The sequence below is a fragment of the Alphaproteobacteria bacterium genome (assembly GCA_016699735.1).
Lineage (GTDB): Bacteria > Pseudomonadota > Alphaproteobacteria > Micavibrionales > Micavibrionaceae > JAGNKE01.
In genome coordinates, this window is the sequence record CP065008.1 from 1,685,847 (window position 1) to 1,708,128 (window position 22,282).

Consider the following 22,282-nt stretch of genomic DNA (forward strand, 5'->3'; position numbering starts at 1 on the left):
TTATGGGCCTCATCCTCAAGGGATAAAGCGCCCATCCGGTGCGGTCGATAAAGGGCTGTGTTTCAACCCGCAGAGGTACAACCGGTAAAGGAGAAAATTATGGCATTACCTGAATTCACCATGCGTCAGCTATTGGAAGCGGGCGTACACTTTGGTCACCACACCCGCCGTTGGAACCCGAAAATGCGCCCGTTTATCTTTGGCGTCAGGAACGGTGTCCATATTATCGATCTCCAGCAGACCCAGCCCATGCTGGCCAATTCCCTAAAGGCGATGCGCGACATTGTCTCCAATGGGGGGCGTATCCTGTTTGTTGGAACCAAAAAACAGGCGCAGGAGCCGATCGCCGAGGCCGCCAAGCGTTGCGGTCAGTATTACGTAAATCACCGTTGGCTGGGCGGTATGCTCACCAACTGGAAAACGATTTCTACCTCCATCAACGTCTTGCGCGATTTGGATGAAAAGCTGGGAGGCGATCTCGCCGGCTACACCAAAAAGGAAACCCTGATGATGACCCGTGAGCGCGACAAGCTCAACCTGGCCATCGGCGGAATCCGCGAATTGGGCGGTCAACCCGATGCCCTGTTCGTCATTGACACGATCAAGGAACGCATCGCAATCCGCGAGGCTAACGTTTTGGGGATTCCCGTGTTTGCAATCGTGGACAGTAACGCCGCACCCGATGGCGTGGATTACATCATTCCCGGCAACGATGATGCGCTGCGGGCCATCGACCTGTACTGCGAGCTATTTGCAGGCGCGGTTCTCGATGGTCTTCAGGCTGAATTGTCCTCTTCCGGGAAGGACTTCGGCGCAGCCGATGGTTCCGAAGGCGGAAGAGGCCGCAAGAAAGGTAAAGGCAAGGCTGAGGCCGCTCCAAAACAGGAAGCCGCAGCGTCTGCCTCTGAAGAGGCGCCGCCTGCTCCGGAAATCATAGAGGAAACGGAAAAGAAGGCCGCTTCCGCTTAAAAGCCGACACCGCGGGGCGGGGACGGCTAAGCCCCAACCGCTTTTTCAAACAATCGAACCATAAGGAACAGTGAAATGGCCCAGATTTCGGCAGCACTCGTAAAACAGCTCAGGGAATCCACAGGCGCAGGCATGATGGATGCCAAAAAGGCGCTGGAGGAAAATAACGGCGACATCAACGCAGCCAGCGACTGGTTACGGAAAAAGGGTATAGCCAAGGCCGCGAAAAAATCCTCGCGTTCGGCCTCCGACGGTTTGGTCGCCATCGCCGTAGAAGGCACAAAAGGTGCAGTCATCGAACTCAACTCGGAAACCGACTTCGTCGCCCGTAACGAGGAGTTTCAGGGCTTCGTCCGCAAGGTCGCGCAAGCCGCCCTGAAAGTCTCTTCGCTCGAAGAACTCAAGGCTGCGAAGATCGAAGGCGGTAAGTCCGTTGAGGAAAGCCTGACTGACCTGATAGCCAAGATCGGGGAGAATATGACTCTCCGCCGCTTCCAATCCGTGATCGTCCCCAAGGGAACGGTGATCGCCTATATGCACAACGAACTTGCTCCGAACCTTGGCAAGATCGGCGTTCTCGTAGGTCTGGAAACCGAAGCGCCTGCAGCCTCTCTTCAATCGCTCGGCAAGCAGATTGCCATGCACGTCGCCGCCGCCAACCCCGAATGTCTGGACCAGGCCAGCGCCGATCCGGCCAAACTCCAGCGCGAAAAGGATATCCTGAGCGAGCAGGCCCGCAGCAGCGGCAAGCCCGAGGATATCATCGCCAAGATGGTCGAAGGCCGCATCCGCAAGTATTTCGAGGAAATATGCCTCCTCGACCAGATTTTCGTCATCGATCAGGAACGCAAAATCTCCAAGGTCATTGCCGACGCAGCGAAAGAAGCGGGTAAAGACATAAAACTGAACGCCTACGCCCGCCTCCAGTTGGGAGAGGGTGTGAGCCAGACCGAGGAAGAAAACCTCGCCGCCTGATTGATCCGGCCGAAAGAAATTTGGAATGCCGCGTTGCAACCCGACGCGGCATTCCCTATATTGGCAGGGTTTACCAGTACAGATCCACGCAAAGAGACGGGCCATGGCAATGACGGCAGAAAAAGAAGGTGCGAAGGTGAAACCGGCACTGAAATACAAACGCGTGATGCTGAAAATGTCCGGCGAGGTGCTGATGGGCAAGCAGGAATACGGCATGGACCCCGAAACGGTGCAGCGCGTAGCCCGTGACATCAAGGAAGTGGTCGATATGGGAATTGAAGTCTGCGTCGTCGTCGGCGCAGGCAACATCTTCCGCGGCGTATCCGGCGCGGCGCAGGGCATGGACCGCACAACGGCCGATTATATGGGAATGCTTGGTATTGTCATCAACGCGCTGGCACTTCAAAATTCTTTGGAAAAACTGGGCGTGAGCACCCGTGTGCAATCCGCCATCCGCATGGATTCCATCTGCGAACCCTATATCCGCCGCCGCGCCTTGCGCCACATGGAAAAGGGCAGGGTCGTAATTTTTGCCGCAGGCACCGGAAACCCCTATTTTACAACGGACACAGCGGCCACACTTCGGGCTTCGGAAATGGATTGCGACGCAATCTTCAAAGGCACAAAGGTCGATGGAATCTACACATCCGACCCCAAACACAACCCGGAGGCCCAGCGCTTCGATCGCCTCTCTTATATTGATGTTCTGACAAAAGATCTAAGAGTGATGGACGCAACGGCAATTTCTCTGGCCCGCGAGAACAATATCCCGATCATCGTCTTCTCGGTCAGGGAGGAGGGCAACTTCGCCCAGGTTGTCCAGTCGAAGGGTAAATATACTGTAGTGACAAACACGTAATCATCAAAGGCAGAGGAGGGAAACCATGTCATTCGATAAAAACGATATCCAGCGCCGCATGAATGGTGCGGTGGAAACACTGAATAAGGAATTCGCAGGTCTAAGGACGGGGCGGGCTTCCGCCAGCCTTCTGGATCCGGTCACGGTCGAGGTCTACGGTACACGGATGCCCATAAACCAGATCGGAACGGTAAACGTACCTGAGCCGCGCCTGATTAGCGTGCAGGTCTGGGACAATTCCAACGTTCGCGCCGTCGAAAAGGCGATCAGGGAGGCGGGTCTGGGTTTAAACCCCCAGATCGAGGGAACCTTGCTGAGGATTCCTGTACCCGACCTCAACCAGGAGCGCCGGGCGGAACTATCGAAAATCGCCGGGAAATACGCCGAAGCCGCCCGTGTATCCGTCCGCAACGTCCGCCGTGACGGAATGGAAACACTCAAAAAACTTGAAAAGGAAAAGAAAATTTCCGAGGACGACCACAAAAAGAAAGCGGACGAAGTCCAGAAAATGACGGACGAGACGATTAAAAAAATCGACAAGATATTTGCCGACAAGGAAAAAGATATCATGACCGTGTAGTCCGGCACGGAGAATCCATGAAGAAGACCCCTATAAATCAGGAAAACACAACACCCCGTCATGTGGCTATCATCATGGATGGAAACGGGCGTTGGGCCAAGCGCCGGGGGCTTCCGCGAAGCGCAGGGCATAAGCAGGGAGCCGAAACGGCGCGCCGGATCGTCGAAGCCGCCGCCAACCGTGGCATAGAATACATTACGCTCTTCGGCTTTTCTTCGGAAAACTGGAACCGCCCCCGCGCCGAAATCGAGGAGCTGATGAAGCTCCTGCGCTACTATCTTCGCTCGGAAACGGCTGACCTTCATAAGAAAAACGCCCGTCTCCGGGTCGTCGGCGATCAATCCGCCTTCGATGAGGACATCATCCAGCTGATCCGCAACGCGGAGGAGCTGACCGCCGGGAACACCCGCATAAATGTCACGATTGCTTTGAATTACGGTGGCCGTCAGGATATCGCGCAGGCGGTCGAAAAACTCTGCCGGTATGCTCTGGAGAGTGGCCAGATACCCACCCGTGAGGAAATCGGGCAGAGGTTAACGCAAAACCTCTTGACCCATGAGCTACCGGACCCTGACCTGCTCATCCGCACCAGCGGCGAAAAAAGGATCAGTAATTTCATGCTCTGGCAATGCGCCTACGCGGAAATGGTCTTCTCCTCGGTCCTCTGGCCGGATTTCGATGAAACCTGTCTTGATGAAGCCTTAAGCGAGTATGCGGGCCGCGAGCGCCGCTTCGGTGCCCTAAAACAATCCTAGCGGTTCCGCCCTTTTTTAGGCATAATCCTCCCGCAGGCGTGAACGGACGGGTCTTGACATTGACGGCCAAAATCAATTTAGGGAAATTAAAGCTCAGGGTGATCTCCGCCCTCGTCATGGCACCCTGTTTTATATACATAATGTATACGGGAGGCATGGTTTTTCAAGCCTTCTTGCTCGCGGCCTTCGCCCTCTCGGTCTATGAATGGTACGGCCTGTCGAAAAAAACCGATAACTTCCTCTTATACTATAGCATCGGTTTGGCCTATATGGTGACCTCCTACGGCAGCTTTTACTTCCTTCGGGAGTTCTATAATCTGAACGTGCTTCTAATATTCATCGGCATGATCTGGTTTAGCGATATTGGCGCTTATTTTACTGGCAAAACGCTCGGTGGGCCGAAACTGATCCAGAAAATCAGCCCGAACAAGACATGGTCGGGTTTCGGTGGCGCCCTGTTTTTCCCCGCGGTCTTTGCCGTAATCTGGATCAGCCTGTTCGGCTTTCACGAACATTTTGCCAAGCTCGGCCTGCTTCTTCTTCTGCCGGCGGGCTTCATGATCGGCCTGGCCATCGGGTGCGTGGGACAGGTCGGTGATTTGCTGGTTTCTTATGTCAAAAGACAGGCCAAGGTCAAGGACACCGGAACCATCATCCCCGGCCACGGTGGCCTGCTCGACCGGATCGACTCCATGATGCTCGGCGCCCCGGTTTTCCTGATTTTGATCAGCGTTCTTTACTATGTCTTCTAAAAAAAGAGTCAGTATTTTCGGTGTTACAGGCTCTGTCGGCGCCAGCGCAGCGGAAGTGATCCTGGCCTCACCGCAGCTTTTTGACGTGCAAACGGTAACCGCAGGAACCAACGGCCAAAAACTGGCGGACCTGGCCATCAGATTGCGTGCAAAAAAGGCCGTCATCGCCCAGGAGGATCAACTCCAGCCGCTCAAGGCAAGGTTGTCAGGCTTCGGGATAGCCGCTGAGGCCGGAAAACAGGCCTTAATCAAGGCTGCCGCAGAGCCAGCGGACCTCCTTTTGGCCGCAACCGTAGGGTTTGAGGGGCTGCGCCCCATACTCGCCGCCCTTGAAAACGGCACAAACGTTGCCATCGCTAACAAGGAACCGTTGGTAGCCGCCGGACCCTTGCTTATCGCTGCAGCAAAAAAATCCGGCGCCCGTATCCTTCCGGTAGACAGCGAACACAATGCGATTTTTCAGGTCTGGGAAGACCACAACCGCTCAAGGGTAGAAAAAATCATCCTGACCGCCTCGGGTGGACCCTTTCTGAACTGGTCGCAAAGCCAGATGCAAAAAGCCACCCCGGAACAGGCCATCGCCCACCCCAACTGGTCGATGGGTCCGAAAATATCGGTCGATAGCGCCACAATGATAAACAAAGCGCTGGAAATCATTGAAGCGGCATATTTATTCGATCTGCCCCCGGAGAAAATTGAGGTGGTGATCCATCCTCAATCCATAATCCATTCTCTTGTAGTTTATACCGACGGTTCCATCCTGGCGCAGATGGGCGAAAGCGACATGCGGATACCTATCGCCCATACCTTGGGATGGCCGGAGCGTTTGCCTGCCGGGGGTAAAAAACTCGATGTCTCAAAACTCTCCGGACTGACGTTTCAGACCCCGAACTTTGCCAAGTTTCCGGCGTTGGGTTATGCTTACAAGTGCCTCAGACAGGGGCCGACGGCCTGCATAACGCTGAACGCCTCTAACGAGATCGCCGTAAAGGCTTTTCTGGACCGCAGGATCGGCTTTCCGGCTATTATTGAGTGCGTCGCTGCGGCCTTGTTGGAAGCGGAGGGTAACTTATCGGCCTTACCACCGAAAACAGTTGAAGAGTGCGAAAAATTGGATCAAACTGTCCGCGTTTTGACGGAAAACATCATCGCCCGCCGGACGCAGGACCAACAAAATAAAACGGTACGCTCACAATGAATATCATGGAAATCGTCCAGGTCTTTGGTCATAACATCTTCTTTTACGTCATCGTTTTTCTGGCCGTCTTAAGCATTCTTGTTTTTGTTCATGAGTGGGGTCATTACATCGTCGCCCGGATGTGCGGGGTCAAGGTAGACAGCTTTTCCATTGGCTTCGGCAAGGAACTCTGGGGCCGTAACGACCGCAACGGCTGCCGCTGGAAAATATCGGCCGTACCTCTGGGCGGATATGTTAAGCTCTTCGGGGACGTTGACCCCGCCAGCGCCGGACATTCCGACGAAATCGACGACCCCGAAAACGGCATCAAAAGGCCGATGACCGAACACGAACGATCCCAGGCCTTTTTCGCCAAGCCGGTCTGGCAGCGCGCCGCGATTGTCTTCGCCGGTCCCGCAATCAACTATATTTTTGCCTTCTTTGTCTATGTCGGCCTCTTTATGTATCACGGCCAGACCGTCTCTCCGCCGATCGCCGCCGCCATCGGGATCGGAAGTCCGGCTGAAAAGCATGGATTTCTGCCGCATGACCGCATCATCAGCATTGACGGCAAGGAGATCGAAAGCTTTAACGATGTCCGCCGGGAGATGCTTCTGGCTCTGGATGTCGAGCGGCATTTTATCGTAGAGCGGGACGGCCAGAAAATAGACCTCTATGCCAAGCCTGAGCGTGTGGAGACCGAAGACCGCTTTGGCTTTAAAAGCAGCTATGGACGTCTGGGCATTTACGATCCGACCTGGGGCATCGAAATCAAAAAAATATTAAAAATCAGCGGCGTACCCGTTGTAAGCGAGGAAGAAAAGGTAAAACAGCTTCAGGACCGGATGGGAACGACCTATACGATCGAGACTGATTTGGGACCCAAAACCGAAATTCTGCAGGTACACCCGCTTAAGGAACTCAATACAGCGATGACAGATGCCAAAGATTTGGACCGTTTCGGCATTCTCTACCTCTCGAACAGTCCGCCCCGCGAAGTCATAAAATTAAGCCCCTTGGAGGCCGTGCCGCGGGCGATCAAGGAATGTTACGTCGTAACCCGCAATATCATGGAAGCTTTAGGCCAGATGATTACGGGTGTACGAAGCGCCACCGAACTCGGAGGGATCATCCGCATCGGTGCCATAGCCGGCGATGTCGCGCAGCAGGGGATCGTCTTCCTCATCGGTCTTATGGCACTTCTCTCGATTAACCTCGGTTTTATAAACCTTCTGCCTATTCCGTTGCTCGATGGTGGCCATCTGCTCTTCTACTTCTTTGAGTCGATCATGGGTCGTCCTGTGCCAGAACAAGTTCAGGAGTATGCCTTTCGGTTCGGCTTGGTCTTCCTGATCGGGATCATGGCCTTCGCCAACCTCAACGACATCCTCCAGATGTTGCCGGATAAATAACCGGAAAGGGGCTTCAGAACATGGACGCTCCCGCTGCCGATGTCATAACCTTATCAGAACTCGGAACAATGATTTTCCGTTACGGAGTTGTAACGGTCCTCAGCATCGCCCTCGTAATCATCGTCCACGAATTCGGACACTATCTCGCAGCACGGGCGGTTGGCGTTAAAGTCAGAAAATTTTCCCTCGGTTTTGGCAAGGAGTTATTCGGGCGCACCGACCGCTGGGGGACGCGCTGGTGCGTCTCGCGTTTGCCCATTGGCGGCTATGTCGAGATTTTCGGCGACGTAGACCGCGACAATCCCATCGTATGGGATAAGGAAAATAACTGCGAACGCCGTCTCACAGACGAAGAACTCAAAGTCGCCTTCTGCACGAAGAAAGTCTGGCAGCGGATGATTATTGTTGCCGCAGGCCCAGGAATTAACATTTTTATGGCCCTCTCCCTGATGGCTTCGATTTACATGATTAGAGGGGTCGCTGTCATACCACCTGTAGTAAACAGCCTGGCGATAGGAACGGCGAGTTATGATGCTGGCTTTCAGCTTGGAGACCGTATTCTCGAATTTGATGGCAAGAAAATAAGTAATTTTATGCAGATACAGGAAGTAACCTCACGAGATTGGGAGAACCCACACACTTATAAAATTGAAAGAAACGGCAAGATTTTGACTATACAAATGACTGCCAGAGAGATCAATTTCACTGACAAAAAAGGGCGAAAAAGAGAAAACAGGGGGCGCATCGGAATGATGAACTCAAACGCCTCCTTTTTTGAACACATAGTAGCCGTAGAAGGAATTGAAACCAAAGATAAGCCGGACAAAGCCAGAGAGGTCCTTCTAAAAAATATGGATAAAGTTGTGACCGTGGAAATTAGTTTCAGAGAAGAGCAAAACGATAAGTTTTTGGTCTCCTTTCCCTCCGCCCTAAACGAGCATCTCAAAAATCCTAAAAGCGACTACTACGACCGCATTTTTAGCTCCGACATAAATAATATTGAATACGAAAGATACGATATTTTTAGGGCATATGACCGAGCTGCCGGACAAATAGGAAACGGCTTGTTGGAGGCCTATAAGCTTTTGCAAGTCATCCATAAGGGTAAAACAGAGGAGAGGGCAATAGGTGGAGTGGCTGTAGTGGCCAAATACGCTGGCAACTCAGTGAAAGAAGGCTGGGCCGATATGGTAAGGTTCCTTGCCATCCTTTCCATAGGTATAGCTTTCATTAACATTTTGCCGATCCCCCTTTTAGATGGCGGATTTTTGATTTTTCTAATATACGAAGGCATAACGGGCCGCTCTGTTTCTCCACGAGTTCAAAACCTGTCTTTTGCGATAGCGCTGGTCTTTCTAGGGGGAATCATGATATTGGCTAACTTGATCGACCTGATCGATTTTATTAATCCTTGATTCACTGCGCTTTTCACAATATCCAGAATAAAACACAGGAAAAATTGATAATGATTATGTCAAGCAGAAAGCTGAAGGCTTTATCCCACAGCCTGATCGTAGCCCTGATCGTTTTCGCTCCTGTTAAGGCTTGGGCTGATATCGTCCGCCAGATAGCCATCAGCGGCTCTGAGAGGATCGAGGAGGCGACCGTCGTGTCCTACATGGACCTCAAGGTCGGTGACGAACTGGACGATGCGGCTGTAGACCGCGCCCTAAAAAGTCTTTTTGGTACGGGACTTTTCGCCGATGTTCAGGTTGAGAACGCCGGAGGAGGCGTGGTGCAGGTCTCGGTCGTTGAAAACCCCATCATCAATCAGATCGGTTTTGAAGGAAATGACAAGATTGAAGATGAGGAACTTCTGGCGGAAATCCAGATGCGCCCGCGTCAGGTGTTCACAAGAACGAAAGTACAGTCTGACTTAGCCCGATTGAATCAGATATACCGCCGCCAGGGACGTTTCTCGGTGGATATTGAGCCAAAAGTTATCCGTCTGGAACAAAACCGTGTAGATTTGGTGTTCGAAATCGACGAAGGTGACGTCACAGAAGTAAAGGCCATACGCTTCGTCGGGAACAAGAAATACGACGACGACAAACTCCGCAGCGTGATTAGCACTAAGGAAACCGCTTGGTACAAGATTCTTTCCTCTGACGACAGATACGATGAGGACCGTCTGGCCTTCGATCAGGAGTTGCTCAGGAACTACTACCTCTCGCGCGGCTATGCCGACTTTTCCGTTGTCTCCGCCGTTGCTGAGTTGGCACCTGACAAGGAAAGCTTTTTTATCACATTTACAGTCGAGGAGGGCGAACGTTACAAGGTCGCTGGAACCAGCATAGCGTCTGAGTTGCGGGACTTCGACACATCCGTCCTTCAGGAGTCCATTACCATAGAGAACGGCGAGTGGTATGACGCGGATAAGGTACGTGAAAGCGCTACGAACATGACCAACCTCTTAGGCGACAGGCAATATGCCTTCGTCAATATCAAGCCCGATATTCAGAAAGACCGCGAAAAGCGCGAGGTTCTGGTGCTGTTCACCGTCAGCGAAACCCCGCCGGTCTACGTCGAAAGGATTAACATCAACGGTAATGTCCGCACCATGGATAAAGTCTTGCGTCGCGAGGTCGAGGTTGTGGAGGGAGACCCTTTCAATCGCACGAAAGTGGCAAAATCTGAGAAAAACATTAAGGATCTCGACTTCTTCGAGAACGTCAAGTTGGACGTCAAGCAGGGATCGGCACCTGATAAAACGGTCATCGATGTTGACGTCGAGGAAAAATCGACCGGAGAACTTTCCATAGGCGCAGGCTTCTCCTCGACAGACGGTCCTTTAGCGGATTTCCGTGTGCGTGAGCGTAACCTGCTCGGCAAGGGACAAGACCTGCTCTTTGCAACAACCATTGCCGGAAAACGCTCCGAGTTTGACGTTTCTTTCACGGAACCTTACTTCCTCGACCGGGATATTTCGGCAGGATTTGATATCTTCCACATCACTCGCGACTTGCAGGACGAAAGCTCGTACGACCAGCAAAAGACAGGCGGCGCACTGCGGATGGGCTATCCCCTGTCTGAAAACTGGCGCCAGACCCTGAAATACCAGTATGACAAAAATGACATCGACAATGTGGATAATGACGCCTCCCGCTTTATCCGTGATCAGGAGGGCGTCCGCACCACGTCTGCCGTTTCCCAGCGCCTGACCTACGATACACGGGACAGCTCTATACTGACGACCGAAGGGCTTCTCTACTGGCTCGATACCGAAGTGGCCGGACTGGGCGGAGATGCGAAATACCTCTCAGGCCGTACGGGCGGAACCTATTACTACCCGGTTTTTGATCAGGTCGTCTTGAATGCCTTGGGCGAAATAGGAGCCATCGGCGGCTACAGCGATACCGATGTTGAAATCAACGAACGCTTCTTTATCGGCGGCTCAACGCTCCGGGGGTTTGAGCGTTCAGGCATTGGACCGAGAGACCGGGCCACTGACGACGCGCTGGGAGGAAACTTCTTCTACCGTGGCAGCGTCGAGGGATCTTTCCCCGTCGGCCTACCTAAGGAAATGGGCGTAAAAGGACACCTTTTTACGGATTTTGGCTCTCTTATGGATATAGATGAAGATGGCGCTAACCTCCTTGAAGAGGACTCCATCCGGGCCAGTGCGGGTATTGGCCTGTCCTGGCGTTCGCCTATCGGTCCCATACGGGTGGACTTGGCTGTACCCTACGCCAAGGAAGATTTCGACGAGGAAGAGAATTTCAGGTTTGATTTTGGCACGCGCTTTTAGTAGCGTCTGAGGCTTAAACAGAATTGATGGTGCCTCGAAAATGCTTACGCGTGATTTGACAAGACTTTTACTGTTTTCCCTATTTATATTCTTTGCTTCTATCCCTGTGGCGTTGGCACAGGTCTCAATAGCGGTTGTCGATATCGAGGCGTTGATGTCGGACTCGACGGCAGCGAAATCAGTCAAAAAACAGGTCGAAACCAATCGGAAGAAATTTGAAACCGAGATGGAGGGGCTGGAAAAACAGCTCCGCGACAGCCTCGAGAAACTGAAAGCCGAAAGCAAGGACTTGCCGAAGGAGGAACTGGAGAAAAAGGCGCAGGCTTTCGAGGAAAAGCGTTTTCAGGCCCGCAAAACCCTTAAAGACAGAATCAGCGCTCTGAATAAAGGTTCAGCCGAAGCGATGAACGCACTCACCAACAGCATTTTCAATGTCTGTGCGAAGCTGGCCGAAGAAAAGAAATATGACCTCATCATTACACGCAACAATGTGATCGTCGGAGCAAAGAGCTTGGACATCACGGCGGAAGTCATGAAGCGGCTGAACGAAGCGTTGCCCGACGTCAAAGTTAACATTAAGAATTAGAGAGGGCTTTTATGCCTGATCCGCGCTTCTTCAAGAAAAGCCGGACGTTCACGCTTCGGGAAATCGCGGGAAAAGCCGGATGCGTAATTAAACCCGAAGAATATGCCGACCGCGAAATTCTGGACGTCGCGCCGTTAAAAACCGCCACAAATACAGAAATCAGTTTTCTGGATAACCTCAAATACAAGGCTGAATTTAAGGATACAAAGGCCGCAGCGTGTTTTGTCACCGAGGAAATGGTAAAAGACTCGCCCACGGGGCTGACCTGCCTGATAACGCCTTCCCCATACAAAGCCTATGCTTTAACCGCCCAGCTCTTTTATCCTGAACAGAGGCCGGAGGCCCGTATTTCACCCAAGGCCAGCATCCACCCGAGCGCAAAACTCGGCGAAGGCTGTACCGTCGAGGAGGGCGTCTGTATCGCTGAAGGTGCAGAGATCGGCCATTCCTGCTGGCTCGAACCCGGAGCGGTAATCCAAAGAAACGTAAAGATTGGAAACCACTGCCGCATAGGCGCCAATGCTACGCTATCTCATTGTCTGGTGGGCGACCATGTCCACCTCTATCCCGGAGTGAGAGTGGGGCAGGACGGTTTCGGTTTTGCCATAGACAAGGCCGGACACATAAAGGTTCCGCAGCTGGGGCGAGTCATCATCGGCGATCATGTTGAAATCGGCGCGAATTCAACTATAGACCGCGGTGCCGGACCGGACACAGTAATCGGCGGGGGAACCTGGATCGATAATCTGGTCCAGATTGGCCATAATGTTGTGATCGGCAAGGGCTGTATTATCGTGGCGCAGGTTGGTATCTCCGGCAGTACGCAGATAAGTGACTATGTAGCCATCGGCGGACAAGCGGGTTTTGCAGGACACCTAAAGATCGGACAGGGCGCAAGAATTGGGGCGCAGGCTGGGGTCATGAACGATATCCCTCCGGGTGAGGAGTATATGGGCTCACCCGCCTTCCCAAAAAATCAGTTCTTGCGCCAGATCGCGGCACTAAACCGCTTGATTAAAAAGAAAAAAACCGATTAACTGCATCAATATAAAAGGCAAAAGGCTTGGGGGTTATCCCGACATGAGCGAAACCAGAGACCAGATCGATATCTTGCGGATCATGAATATGATCCCTCACCGCTATCCCTTCCTGATGGTCGATAAGGTTGTTGACCTTGTGCCGGGCCAGAGCGCCGTAGGAATAAAGAATGTCACCATCAACGAACCCCATTTCGCGGGCCATTTTCCGGGCTTTCCCGTGATGCCCGGTGTTCTGATTATCGAGGCAATGGCCCAGACGGCCGGGCTGGTTGTCGTCGAATTCATGGGCTTGGAGTCAAAGAAGAAGATCGTCTACTTTATGACCATAGACAATGCCCGGTTCCGTAAGCCTGTGACGCCGGGAGACACACTCCATATTCATGTCGAAAAAGTGCAATCCCGCGGCACAGTATGGAAATTTAAGGGCGAAGCCAAAGTCGGTGACAAGCTTTGTGCCGAAGCCACCTTCAGCGCCATGATTGCTGATGCGGAAGAACAAGCCAAAAAGTAAGACTGATCTGCAACCTTTTGAAACAAAGCGTGATTTGAGGCGGGTGATCGACAACCTTATTCTGCCTTAAGAGTAAGCTCTTAAACCTAGGACATGAATGAATCAGAACATCCACCCAACAGCCATCGTTGCGCCCGAAGCAATCATTGCTCCCACCGCAATCATCGGGCCTTACTGTATCCTGGGGCCGGACGTAAACCTGGGTGAGCGCGTCCGTCTTATCTCTCATGTTTATATTGAGGGGCGGACAATAATCGGAGAGGGAACGGTGGTCTATCCCTTTGCCTCTTTGGGAACCCCGCCGCAGGATCTAAAATACGCGGGTGAAAAATCAGAACTGATCATCGGCAAAAACAACACGATCCGGGAGCATACAACGATGAACCCCGGAACCCAGCACGGCTCAATGAAAACTATTGTTGGTGATAATTGCCTGTTTATGATGGCCACACATGTGGCGCATGACTGCATCGTCGGTAACAATGTTATCATGGCCAATAATGCAGCGATCGCCGGCCATGTACAGATTGGGGATTACGCCGTTTTGGGCGGATTATCCGCCGTACATCAATTCGTAAGAATCGGACCTCATGCGATTATTGGCGGAATGTCCGGCGTAGAAAACGATGTCATACCTTTCGGGCGGGTTAAGGGAGAACGGGCGTTTTTAGCAGGTTTAAATCTGATTGGCCTAGAGCGTCGAGGGTTCGGTAAAGACAAGATCAAAAATTTACAACGGGCTTTTAATCAACTGTTCGGAGAAGAGGGCACTTTTGAGCAAAGACTTGAAAGCGTTGCCAATGATTATGGCGACGATGAGTTGGTTATATCGGTCCTTTCTTTTGCGCGCGAAAAGACGAAATTTCCGCTATGCCAGCCCCAGAAAAAATAGAAATCCGAAAGCTGGGAATACTAGCCGGCGGCGGCCTTTTGCCAATCCAGTTGGCCCAAGACTGTCAACAAAAAGGCATGGAAATATTTATTATCGGCTTCGAGGGGCAGACCTCGCCGGAACTCAAAAAAAGCTACCCGCATTTCTGGACGGGCTTAGGGGCGGCAGGCTCGATTTTTAAAGCATTAAGGGCGCAGGGAGTTAAGGATGTTGTCCTCGCAGGATCGATTCGTCGTCCGTGGCTGTCAGAGTTGCGCCCGGATATGAAGGGTATGGAAATCCTGACGCGCATAGGGTTAGGAACTCTCGGCGATGACGGACTGCTGAGCTTGCTAAAGAAAGAATTTGAAAAAGAAGGTTTTACGATTCACGGCGTTCATAAGTTTGCACAAAGTTTTCTCGTTAAAGACGGGGTTCTAACCCGCTCGAAGCCTCAGGAGTCAGATTGGCAAACCATAAGAAAAGGAATCGAAATTTCTCAGAAACTCGGGGAGTTGGATATCGGGCAATCCGTTGTCGTTCAGGAAGGATTGGTTCTGGGTGTTGAGGCAGCGGAGGGCACCGATAAGTTAATTACGCGATGTGCCGAACTCCAAAAACGCAGCAAGGGCGCAATTCTTGTAAAAACCTGTAAGCCGCAGCAGGACAGGGATATGGATTTACCCACAATCGGCCCTGATACGGCCAAAAAGGCCGGAGAAGCGGGTTTTTCAGGGATAGTCATCCAGGCGGGCGCCGCCTTAATTCTTGATCCGCAGACTGTTGCAGAAATTGCTGACAAGTATAATATGTTTGTTCTTGGAATGAAGTTGAACATTCCAGAATCCGATTAATAACAGGTATTTGAGGTTTAAGACTGTGAAACTTTTCTTTGTCGCAGGGGAAAATTCAGGCGATAACTTAGCAGCCGGCCTGATCCGTGAACTTAAGACTCTGAAAAAGGAGTCAGACGTAGAAGTTGAATGTCTTGGTGTTGGTGGCCCCTTGATGAAAGCGGCTGGCATGAAGATACTACTGCCACTTGATCAGATTTCGGTAATCGGGATATGGGAGGTTATCCCTAAAATCCCAAGACTGTTTAAACTTTTCAAGGCAATCGCCGAGGAAATTATCAAACAGTCGCCCGATGCAGTCATAACGGTTGATTTTCCCGATTTTAACTTTCTTTTGGCCAAATCTCTGAGAAAAAGAGGCTATAAAGGAAAAATTATCCATTATGTTGCGCCATCAGTCTGGGCCTGGAGAAAAGGCCGTGCAAAAAAACTGGCATCCTTTCTCGACGGCTTGATATGCCTTTACCCGATGGAACCGGAATATTTCAGTCCCTTTGATCTAAAAGCAGCCTTTGTCGGTCATCCTATAGTGGAAACCAAGGTAGATAATGCGGAGGGTCTTGTATTTCGGGAAGCGAATGAAATCCCTCAGGACAAGAAAACTCTTGGCCTCTTTTTTGGTAGCCGCGAAAGCGAATTCAATAATATCAGCCAAAACATAAAAATAGCCGCAGCCATGGTAAATGATGGATTGGGGGATGTACGATTTATTGTACCAACACTGCCTGCCACAGAATACAACATCCAGGTTTTACTGCGGGATTTTGACTTGCCTTTTCGCATCAGTTCCAACCAAGCATTTAAATGGGAATCTTTCAAGGCGTGCGACGTGGCCTTGGCCGTTTCAGGAACAGTTGCTCTGGAACTGGCTTATGCTGGAGTCCCGCATGTTGTGGTCTACAGAACGAACCCGCTTACCTATTTAATCCTAAGATTTATGGTAAAAATCAAGCACGTCCATCTTGCGAATATTCTGCTGGATGAGGCCGTTGTTCCTGAGTTTATTCAGTCTAAATGTAAACCAGAGGAAATCGCTCAGACAATTTTAGATCTTTTTACTAAGGAAGAACTCAGGAATGCACAACTTGAAAAATTTAAGCAGTTCAGGGAATTAATCGGCGCCTCCGAACAAAAAAAGCCTTCGCGTAAAGCCGCTGAATTTGTTCTGAGTATCATAGAGCAGCGTGCGCGAAAGGTATCCAAGCAAGAAATGGACAACGCACAGACGCCCGATAAAACGCAGGCCGACTTTCAGACTGAAAACAAACAGGAAGCCGGCTAATACCTAATCCCTGTCTTCTACATCAACGTAAGGCCGTGTGGCAGGACCGCTGTAAAGCTGGCGCGGCCGACCAATCCGTAGCGAAGGTTCCTCAATCATCTCTTTCCATTGCGCGATCCAGCCGACGGTGCGGGCCACAGCGAACAGAACCGTAAACATACTGGTCGGGAAACCCATGGCCTTGAGGATGATACCGGAATAAAAATCCACATTGGGAAACAGCTTGCGCTCTATGAAATACTCATCCTCAAGCGCTATACGCTCCAACTCCATAGCCAGTTCCAGGCGCGGGTCGTTGACCCCAAGGTCATCAAGAACTTCATCGCAGGATTTTTTGAGAACCTGCGCCCGTGGGTCGAAGTTTTTATAAACGCGGTGCCCGAACCCCATAAGACGGAACGGGTCATCCTTATCTTTGGCTTTTTTGATGTACTCGGGAATCCGGTCCTTCGACCCGATTTCATCGAGCATCTCAAGAACTTCCTGATTGGCACCGCCATGCGCCGGACCCCAGAGGCAGGCAATACCCGCCGCCATGCAGGCAAAGGGATTGGCTTGCGATGACCCGGCCAGACGCACGGTCGAGGTCGAGGCATTCTGCTCATGATCGGCGTGCAGAATAAAGATCTTTTCCATTGCCTTGGCAAGAACCGGATTCACCTTGTAAGGCTCGGCAGGAACCGCAAAACACATATAAAGAAAATTCTCCGCATAGGAGAGATCGTTGCGCGGGTACATAAACGGTTGACCGATGGAATACTTGTAGGTCATCGCAGCTAGCGTACCGATCTTGGCGATCAAGCGGTGCGCTGAAAGCTCACGTTGTGCCGGATCCCAAATATCAAGCGAGTCATGATAAAACGCGGAAAGGGCCGCAACCACGCCGCACATAACGGCCATAGGGTGGGCATCGCGCCGGAACCCGCGGTAGAAGAAATGCATCTGCTCGTGCAAAAGCGTGTGATAGGTAATGTTGTGCTCGAACTGCTTCTTTTGCTCTTTATTGGGCAAATCTCCGTACAAAAGCAGATAGGCCACTTCAAGATAGGTCGATTTTTCCGCCAAGTCTTGAATGTTATAGCCACGGTGTTGGAGAATGCCTTCCTCTCCGTCGATGAACGTTATGCGGGATTTACAGCTTCCAGTAGAAGTAAAGCTGGGATCGAAGGTAAAATGCCCCGTATCCCCGTAAAGTTTGCGTACATCTATGACCGACGGCCCCATCGTCCCGTCAATGACAGGAAGAACATACTTTTCCCCCGTCTGATCGTTCGTAAGGGTAAAGGTTTTTTCTTTCTTGGTGCTCTCAGACATAAAAATAAGCTCCGTTCATCAGGGAATTGGTTGCGGAAAGCCGGATAATGGCGGTTGAAGAAAAGGACAGGATCAAAACCATGGTAAAAACGTGTTCCGAAATCCCCCTGCAACCATTCAAAAGCCTAGAGCAAAAACAAAATCAGAACAAAGGGATAACAGATTTAAACAGAAATATTCTGTGATTAACTCGCTAAAACGCCGATTTGCCCTGCTGCAACGCAAAACGAATACGGGCGCATGTCTCTTCCTGTCCCAGGATCGCACAAGCTTCAAAAATGGAGGGCGAAACAGTCGTTCCCGTGATAGCCGCCCGCAAAGGCATCGCCACCTTCCCCAGCTTGCCCTCGGCTTTCTCATCGGCAATCGCCTTGCAGGCCACCTGAATTGTTTCGGATGTAAAGGTCTTAAGAGCAGCAAGTCTCTCTTCAAGCACAGACAGAACATCCTTAGACTCTTTGAGAAGAGTTATCGCTTTTTCATCAAAGGGATAAGGAATTGTGCGCTCATAAAACGCCGATTCATCCACGAACTGCAAAAGCGTCTTCGAACGTGCCTTCAATTCCTCAATCCCTGCAGTAATGCGTGTCTCTGTAAGCGGATTAAGCGCCAGTCCGTGCCTTTGCATATAAAAATCACGGCAGAGATCAAGAATCCGCTCAGCCGATGCTTCCTTGATATAATGGGCGTTCAGACTGTCCAGCTTGGCGAAATCGAACCGGGCAGGGGAGCGCCCTATATGCTCAAGGTCAAACCATTCGATCGCCTTCTCCCGGGGGATAATCTCTTCATCCCCGTGCGACCAGCCAAGACGCAGAAGATAATTGCAGAAAGCCTCGGGCAGGTAGCCAAGCTCCTTGTACTCGCGCACACTCTGCGCCCCATGCCTCTTGGAAAATTTCCCTCCGTCCGGCCCGTGAATGAGAGGAAGATGCCCGAAAACCGGAACCGTCCAGCCCATGGCATCGAAAATAATTTTTTGACGGAAACTGTTGTTAAGGTGATCATCCCCGCGCAAAATATGCGTCACTGCCATATCATGATCATCGACCACAACAGAAAGCATATAAGTCGGCGTCCCGTCGCTGCGGAGCAGAATAAAATCGTCCAACTGGTCATGAGCCACGGTCACCGAACCTTGAACGACATCGTTGATGGTGGTCGCTCCATCCAGCGGCGCCTTGATCCGCACGACGGGCTTGATATCCTTGGGCGCATCAGAGGCCGATCTGTCCCGCCACCGCCGATCGTAAAACTGCGAATGTCCTTCGGCTTTCGCCTTCTCACGCATCGCCTCCAGCTCTTCCGGCGAACAATAGCAGTAATAGGCTTTTCCGGCCTTGAGCATATCGTGCGCGACTTCGGCATGGCGGTCCATCCGTGCGAATTGCGACAACGCCTCGCCGTCATAATCGAGACCCATCCATTCCAGCCCGTCGAAAATCGCCTGCACGGCCTCTTCGGAATGACGCTTGCGGTCGGTATCCTCAATACGCACAAGAAACTTTCCGCCGTGCCGCCGTGCGAACAAATAATTAAAAAGCGCCGTTCGCGCATTTCCGACATGCATGAAACCGGTCGGGGAGGGGGGGAAGCGGGTGACGATACTCATCGTTGGCAAAACCTCGGCTAAAGGGCAATATAATGCTCATTATTTCGTGTGAGGAAAACTACCATGCTTGAAGCGCAAAGCCTAGACGGGATTGCGCCGGAAACGGAGCTCGCAGGTACTTCAAGGCGTGTAAGGCTTTGGATATGGGAGCAGATTGCGCTCCAGAAAGACCGGGCCGCACTCTGGCTGCCTGTGCTTCTCGGGTTGGGAATTGGGATATATTTCGCCCTTCCGGAAGAGCCACCGCTCGTTTTGGGATTATTTACGTGGGTACTGATGGCCGCGGTTCTGGCCGCAATATGGCCTTACCGCTTCGGCAGGAAGGGGCGGAAGCTCTATTTTGGTATTATAATTATGCTTCTGCCTCTCACAGGCTTTGCCGCCGCACAGATACGCACCCATAAGGCTTTCACCCCGATGATCGAAAGGAAAATCGGCCCGGTGACGCTCACAGGCACGATCCGCTCGGTCGAGAAGCTGCCGGGGAAAAAGGGCAGCCGGGTTGTTCTGGACGGACTAAGAATTGAAGATATTGAACCTTCAAAAACGCCCCGTCTGGTCCGCCTGCAACTCCGACAGGATTCGGATATCCGTGTCGGTCAGAAAATCAGCGCACTCGCCGATCTGACCCCGCCCTCGGCCCCCGTATACCCGGGAGGATACGATTTCCGTCGATCCTTTTATTTTCAGGGGATCGGCGCCGTAGGCTTTATCTACCGCGCTCCGGAAGTTCTGGCTCAGCCCGCACAAGGACTATGGGATATCGAGGGCTTAAGGCAGTCGATTGCCGGCGTATTATGGCGCGAATTACCAGCGGAACAGGCCGCCATCGTCTCCGCCCTGACCATCGGCCAGCAAAAAGGCATACCTGAAAAGGACGAAGAAGACCTGCGGGATGCCGGATTGGCCCACCTTTTGGCGATTTCCGGTATGAATATCAGCTTCGTGGCCGGCTTGATCTTTTTCCTCACACGCCTCCTTCTCGCTGCCAGCCCTGTTCTGGCACTAAAGTTCCCGATCAAGAAAATAGCCGCCATGCTCTCATTCGCAGGCGCAGTTTTTTATATGATGCTATCAGGCGCTGAAGTCCCCGTGCAAAGGGCGGTGCTGATGACGGGAATCGTCATCCTCGCGATCATCATGGACCGCACGCCCATATCCTTGCGCCTCGTCTCCTTTTCTGCTTTCGTCATTCTGCTCGTCTCTCCTGAAAGCCTCATTTCAGCCAGCTTCCAGATGTCGTTCGGAGCCGTCATAGCCCTTGTGGCATTCTATGAAGGCACCGAGCAATTCTGGATTAGATCATACAGGGATGCTGGCCCTTTGCGCCGCATCGCGCTCTATTTTATCGGGGTCTGCCTCTCCAGCCTGATCGCCAGCACGGCCACGGCGCCCTTTGCGGCCTATCATTTCCAGCAGTTCCCGACCTATGGCCTGCTCGCTAACCTGATGGCCGTCCCCCTCATGGGCTTTTTAATAATGCCCGCAGGTCTGGCCGCCTTCATTCTGATGCCCTTCGGTCTGTCATACTGGCCTCTTCAACTGATGGCGCTGGGAGTGAATTGGACGATGGACATCGCCCGGTGGACGGCCGGGTTGCCAGGCGCAGTGTTGAATTTGGAATCTTGGCCGTTCGAAACCTTTATGGTCTTCGTTTTCGCAGGACTGCTCATCTGCCTCTGGAAAGGGCAAGGAAAGACCCTGTCAATCGCTTTTGCTGCAGCAGGGATATTCGCACTGCTCCCACACGCGCCGCCAGATATTCTCGTCTCGGAAACAGGCAAGTTGATCGCCTATCTGGGCGCAGACGGTCAGATTCACGTCAACTCAAAACGCACCGAAAAATTCGTTCTGGAGAATTGGGAACGGCAGGCGGGCCTGCCCGAAGGTTCAAGCATATCCTTTCCAAAACCCACATCCGCCAAACAGGCAACGCAAGACTCAGCCCCGTTATGCGACACGCAGGCGTGCCGGGTTACGGTGAAGGGGAGGAACATATCCCTCGTCAGCGATCCCTACGCGCTGCCATTTGAATGTGCCTGGGCCGAAATCCTGATTATCGCTCAGGAATCGCTAACAGAGGAAGATTGCCGCTCCGCCGTGAAGATCGACAGGTTCACCCTCTGGCGCGAAGGGGCACAGGCACTCTGGATCGACGACCGAAACAAAACCATAAAAACCCAAGGCGCTTATATCTTGACAGGGAAACGCCCGTGGAGCATCCGCCGTGAGCAACCCTCTCGCAACTAATCATAGCGCCGGATGAGGTGCGCCAGCCGCCCCTGGATTTTCACCCGGTCGGTTTCCAGCACACGCGGTTCGTAATTCTCATTCTCCGGTTCCAGAACGATTTTCCGGCCCGCCCGCCGTAGTCGCTTGAGCGTCGCTTCATGATCATCGACAAGAGCCACGACGATCGTACCGTTCTCGGCCGTATCGCAGCGCCGGATGATGACGGTATCGCCATCGAAAATTCCGGCATTGACCATCGAATCGCCCTCGATGGTCAGGGCGTAGTGATCCCCGCGCCCCAAAAACCCGGAGGGAAGGGAAAAGCTGTGTCCCTCATCCCGGATCGCCTCAATCGGTGTTCCGGCGGCAATTTTTCCGAAAAGCGGAACCTCGTCGAAAAAGGGCACGGCAGCTGCGGGCGAACGGCCGGAGGATTTCTTTGAAGCCGCAGCAGGCTTCTGGCCGATCCCCTCGGGAAGGCGCTTGATCTCTAGCGCCCGCGCCCGGTGCGGAAGCCGCTCGATAAAGCCGCGTTCGACCAGTGCGGAAATCAGCCGGTGAATCCCCGACTTCGATTTCAGCCCGAGCGCCTCCTTCATCTCCTCGAAGGAGGGCGGCACATCGTCCTTCCGCATTTTGTCATGGATAAAATAAAGCAGGTCGCGTTGTTTTTGTGTCAGCATATGAAATCCCTCTGATGAAGCGCCAAAGACCGGAAATTACCCCCGAATCGCGCCTTTATACACTATTTGT

20 protein-coding genes are annotated in these 22,282 nt (G+C 52.2%); 17 read left to right on the plus strand and 3 right to left on the minus strand.

What is annotated here, in order from left to right:
* Positions 1–99: 99 nt before the first annotated feature.
* From rpsB to lpxB, 16 genes are all read left to right on the plus strand, one after another.
* Positions 100–969 (plus strand): 30S ribosomal protein S2, encoded by an 870-nt coding sequence (rpsB, locus tag IPN28_08275; protein QQS56292.1) that lies wholly within the window; start codon positions 100–102, stop codon positions 967–969.
* A gap of 75 nt (positions 970–1,044) precedes the next feature.
* Complete coding sequence (locus IPN28_08280) at positions 1,045–1,944, plus strand: elongation factor Ts (GenBank protein ID QQS56293.1); 900 nt, start codon at positions 1,045–1,047, stop codon at positions 1,942–1,944.
* A 109-nt stretch (positions 1,945–2,053) separates the two neighbouring features.
* Complete coding sequence (locus IPN28_08285; protein ID QQS58574.1) at positions 2,054–2,803, plus strand: UMP kinase; 750 nt, start codon at positions 2,054–2,056, stop codon at positions 2,801–2,803.
* 25 nt (positions 2,804–2,828) lie between these two features.
* Positions 2,829–3,383, plus strand: a complete 555-nt coding sequence (gene frr / locus IPN28_08290; protein ID QQS56294.1) for a ribosome recycling factor — start codon at positions 2,829–2,831, stop codon at positions 3,381–3,383.
* Positions 3,384–3,400: 17 nt separating this feature from the next.
* Entirely contained in the window at positions 3,401–4,138 is a 738-nt protein-coding gene (uppS, locus tag IPN28_08295) for a di-trans,poly-cis-decaprenylcistransferase (GenBank protein ID QQS56295.1), read from the plus strand.
* Positions 4,139–4,293: 155 nt separating this feature from the next.
* A complete protein-coding gene (locus IPN28_08300) occupies positions 4,294–4,890 on the plus strand; it encodes a phosphatidate cytidylyltransferase (GenBank protein QQS56296.1) in 597 nt (198 codons plus the stop codon).
* Positions 4,880–6,088 (plus strand): 1-deoxy-D-xylulose-5-phosphate reductoisomerase, encoded by a 1,209-nt coding sequence (locus IPN28_08305; protein ID QQS56297.1) that lies wholly within the window; start codon positions 4,880–4,882, stop codon positions 6,086–6,088. Before IPN28_08300 ends, IPN28_08305 begins: the two co-directional genes overlap by 11 nt.
* A complete protein-coding gene (rseP, locus tag IPN28_08310; protein ID QQS56298.1) occupies positions 6,085–7,479 on the plus strand; it encodes an RIP metalloprotease RseP in 1,395 nt (464 codons plus the stop codon). Before IPN28_08305 ends, rseP (IPN28_08310) begins: the two co-directional genes overlap by 4 nt.
* A 20-nt stretch (positions 7,480–7,499) precedes the next feature.
* Entirely contained in the window at positions 7,500–8,894 is a 1,395-nt protein-coding gene (gene rseP / locus IPN28_08315; protein ID QQS56299.1) for an RIP metalloprotease RseP, read from the plus strand.
* 50 nt (positions 8,895–8,944) lie between these two features.
* Positions 8,945–11,227 (plus strand): outer membrane protein assembly factor BamA, encoded by a 2,283-nt coding sequence (bamA, locus tag IPN28_08320; protein ID QQS56300.1) that lies wholly within the window; start codon positions 8,945–8,947, stop codon positions 11,225–11,227.
* 112 nt (positions 11,228–11,339) lie between these two features.
* Positions 11,340–11,813 carry an OmpH family outer membrane protein gene (locus IPN28_08325; protein QQS56301.1) on the plus strand — a complete coding sequence of 158 codons (474 nt, stop codon included), beginning with the start codon at positions 11,340–11,342 and terminating at the stop codon, positions 11,811–11,813.
* An 11-nt stretch (positions 11,814–11,824) separates the two neighbouring features.
* Positions 11,825–12,850 (plus strand): UDP-3-O-(3-hydroxymyristoyl)glucosamine N-acyltransferase, encoded by a 1,026-nt coding sequence (lpxD, locus tag IPN28_08330; GenBank protein QQS56302.1) that lies wholly within the window; start codon positions 11,825–11,827, stop codon positions 12,848–12,850.
* 43 nt (positions 12,851–12,893) lie between these two features.
* Complete coding sequence (gene fabZ, locus IPN28_08335; protein ID QQS56303.1) at positions 12,894–13,364, plus strand: 3-hydroxyacyl-ACP dehydratase FabZ; 471 nt, start codon at positions 12,894–12,896, stop codon at positions 13,362–13,364.
* Between the two features lie 97 nt (positions 13,365–13,461).
* The gene (gene lpxA / locus IPN28_08340) at positions 13,462–14,256 is read left to right on the plus strand and encodes an acyl-ACP--UDP-N-acetylglucosamine O-acyltransferase (protein ID QQS56304.1); all 795 of its coding nucleotides are present in this window, start codon (positions 13,462–13,464) and stop codon (positions 14,254–14,256) included.
* A complete protein-coding gene (gene lpxI / locus IPN28_08345; GenBank protein QQS56305.1) occupies positions 14,235–15,089 on the plus strand; it encodes a UDP-2,3-diacylglucosamine diphosphatase LpxI in 855 nt (284 codons plus the stop codon). The genes lpxA and lpxI overlap by 22 nt, the downstream gene beginning before the upstream one ends.
* 25 nt (positions 15,090–15,114) lie before the next feature.
* The gene (gene lpxB, locus IPN28_08350; protein ID QQS56306.1) at positions 15,115–16,371 is read left to right on the plus strand and encodes a lipid-A-disaccharide synthase; all 1,257 of its coding nucleotides are present in this window, start codon (positions 15,115–15,117) and stop codon (positions 16,369–16,371) included.
* A 3-nt stretch (positions 16,372–16,374) separates the two neighbouring features.
* Here lpxB and IPN28_08355 read toward each other — a convergent pair whose 3' ends face one another.
* On the minus strand, positions 16,375–17,685 hold the full coding sequence (locus tag IPN28_08355; protein ID QQS56307.1) for a citrate synthase: 1,311 nt from the start codon (positions 17,683–17,685) through the stop codon (positions 16,375–16,377).
* Between the two features lie 193 nt (positions 17,686–17,878).
* The gene (locus tag IPN28_08360; GenBank protein ID QQS56308.1) at positions 17,879–19,297 is read right to left on the minus strand and encodes a glutamate--tRNA ligase; all 1,419 of its coding nucleotides are present in this window, start codon (positions 19,295–19,297) and stop codon (positions 17,879–17,881) included.
* A gap of 63 nt (positions 19,298–19,360) precedes the next feature.
* Between IPN28_08360 and IPN28_08365 the strand changes: the two genes are divergently transcribed.
* A complete protein-coding gene (locus IPN28_08365) occupies positions 19,361–21,547 on the plus strand; it encodes a ComEC family competence protein (GenBank protein QQS56309.1) in 2,187 nt (728 codons plus the stop codon).
* On the opposite strand, the gene lexA is transcribed toward IPN28_08365, so the two are convergent.
* Entirely contained in the window at positions 21,544–22,212 is a 669-nt protein-coding gene (gene lexA / locus IPN28_08370; GenBank protein ID QQS56310.1) for a transcriptional repressor LexA, read from the minus strand. The genes IPN28_08365 and lexA overlap by 4 nt on opposite strands.
* Positions 22,213–22,282 lie beyond the last annotated feature (70 nt).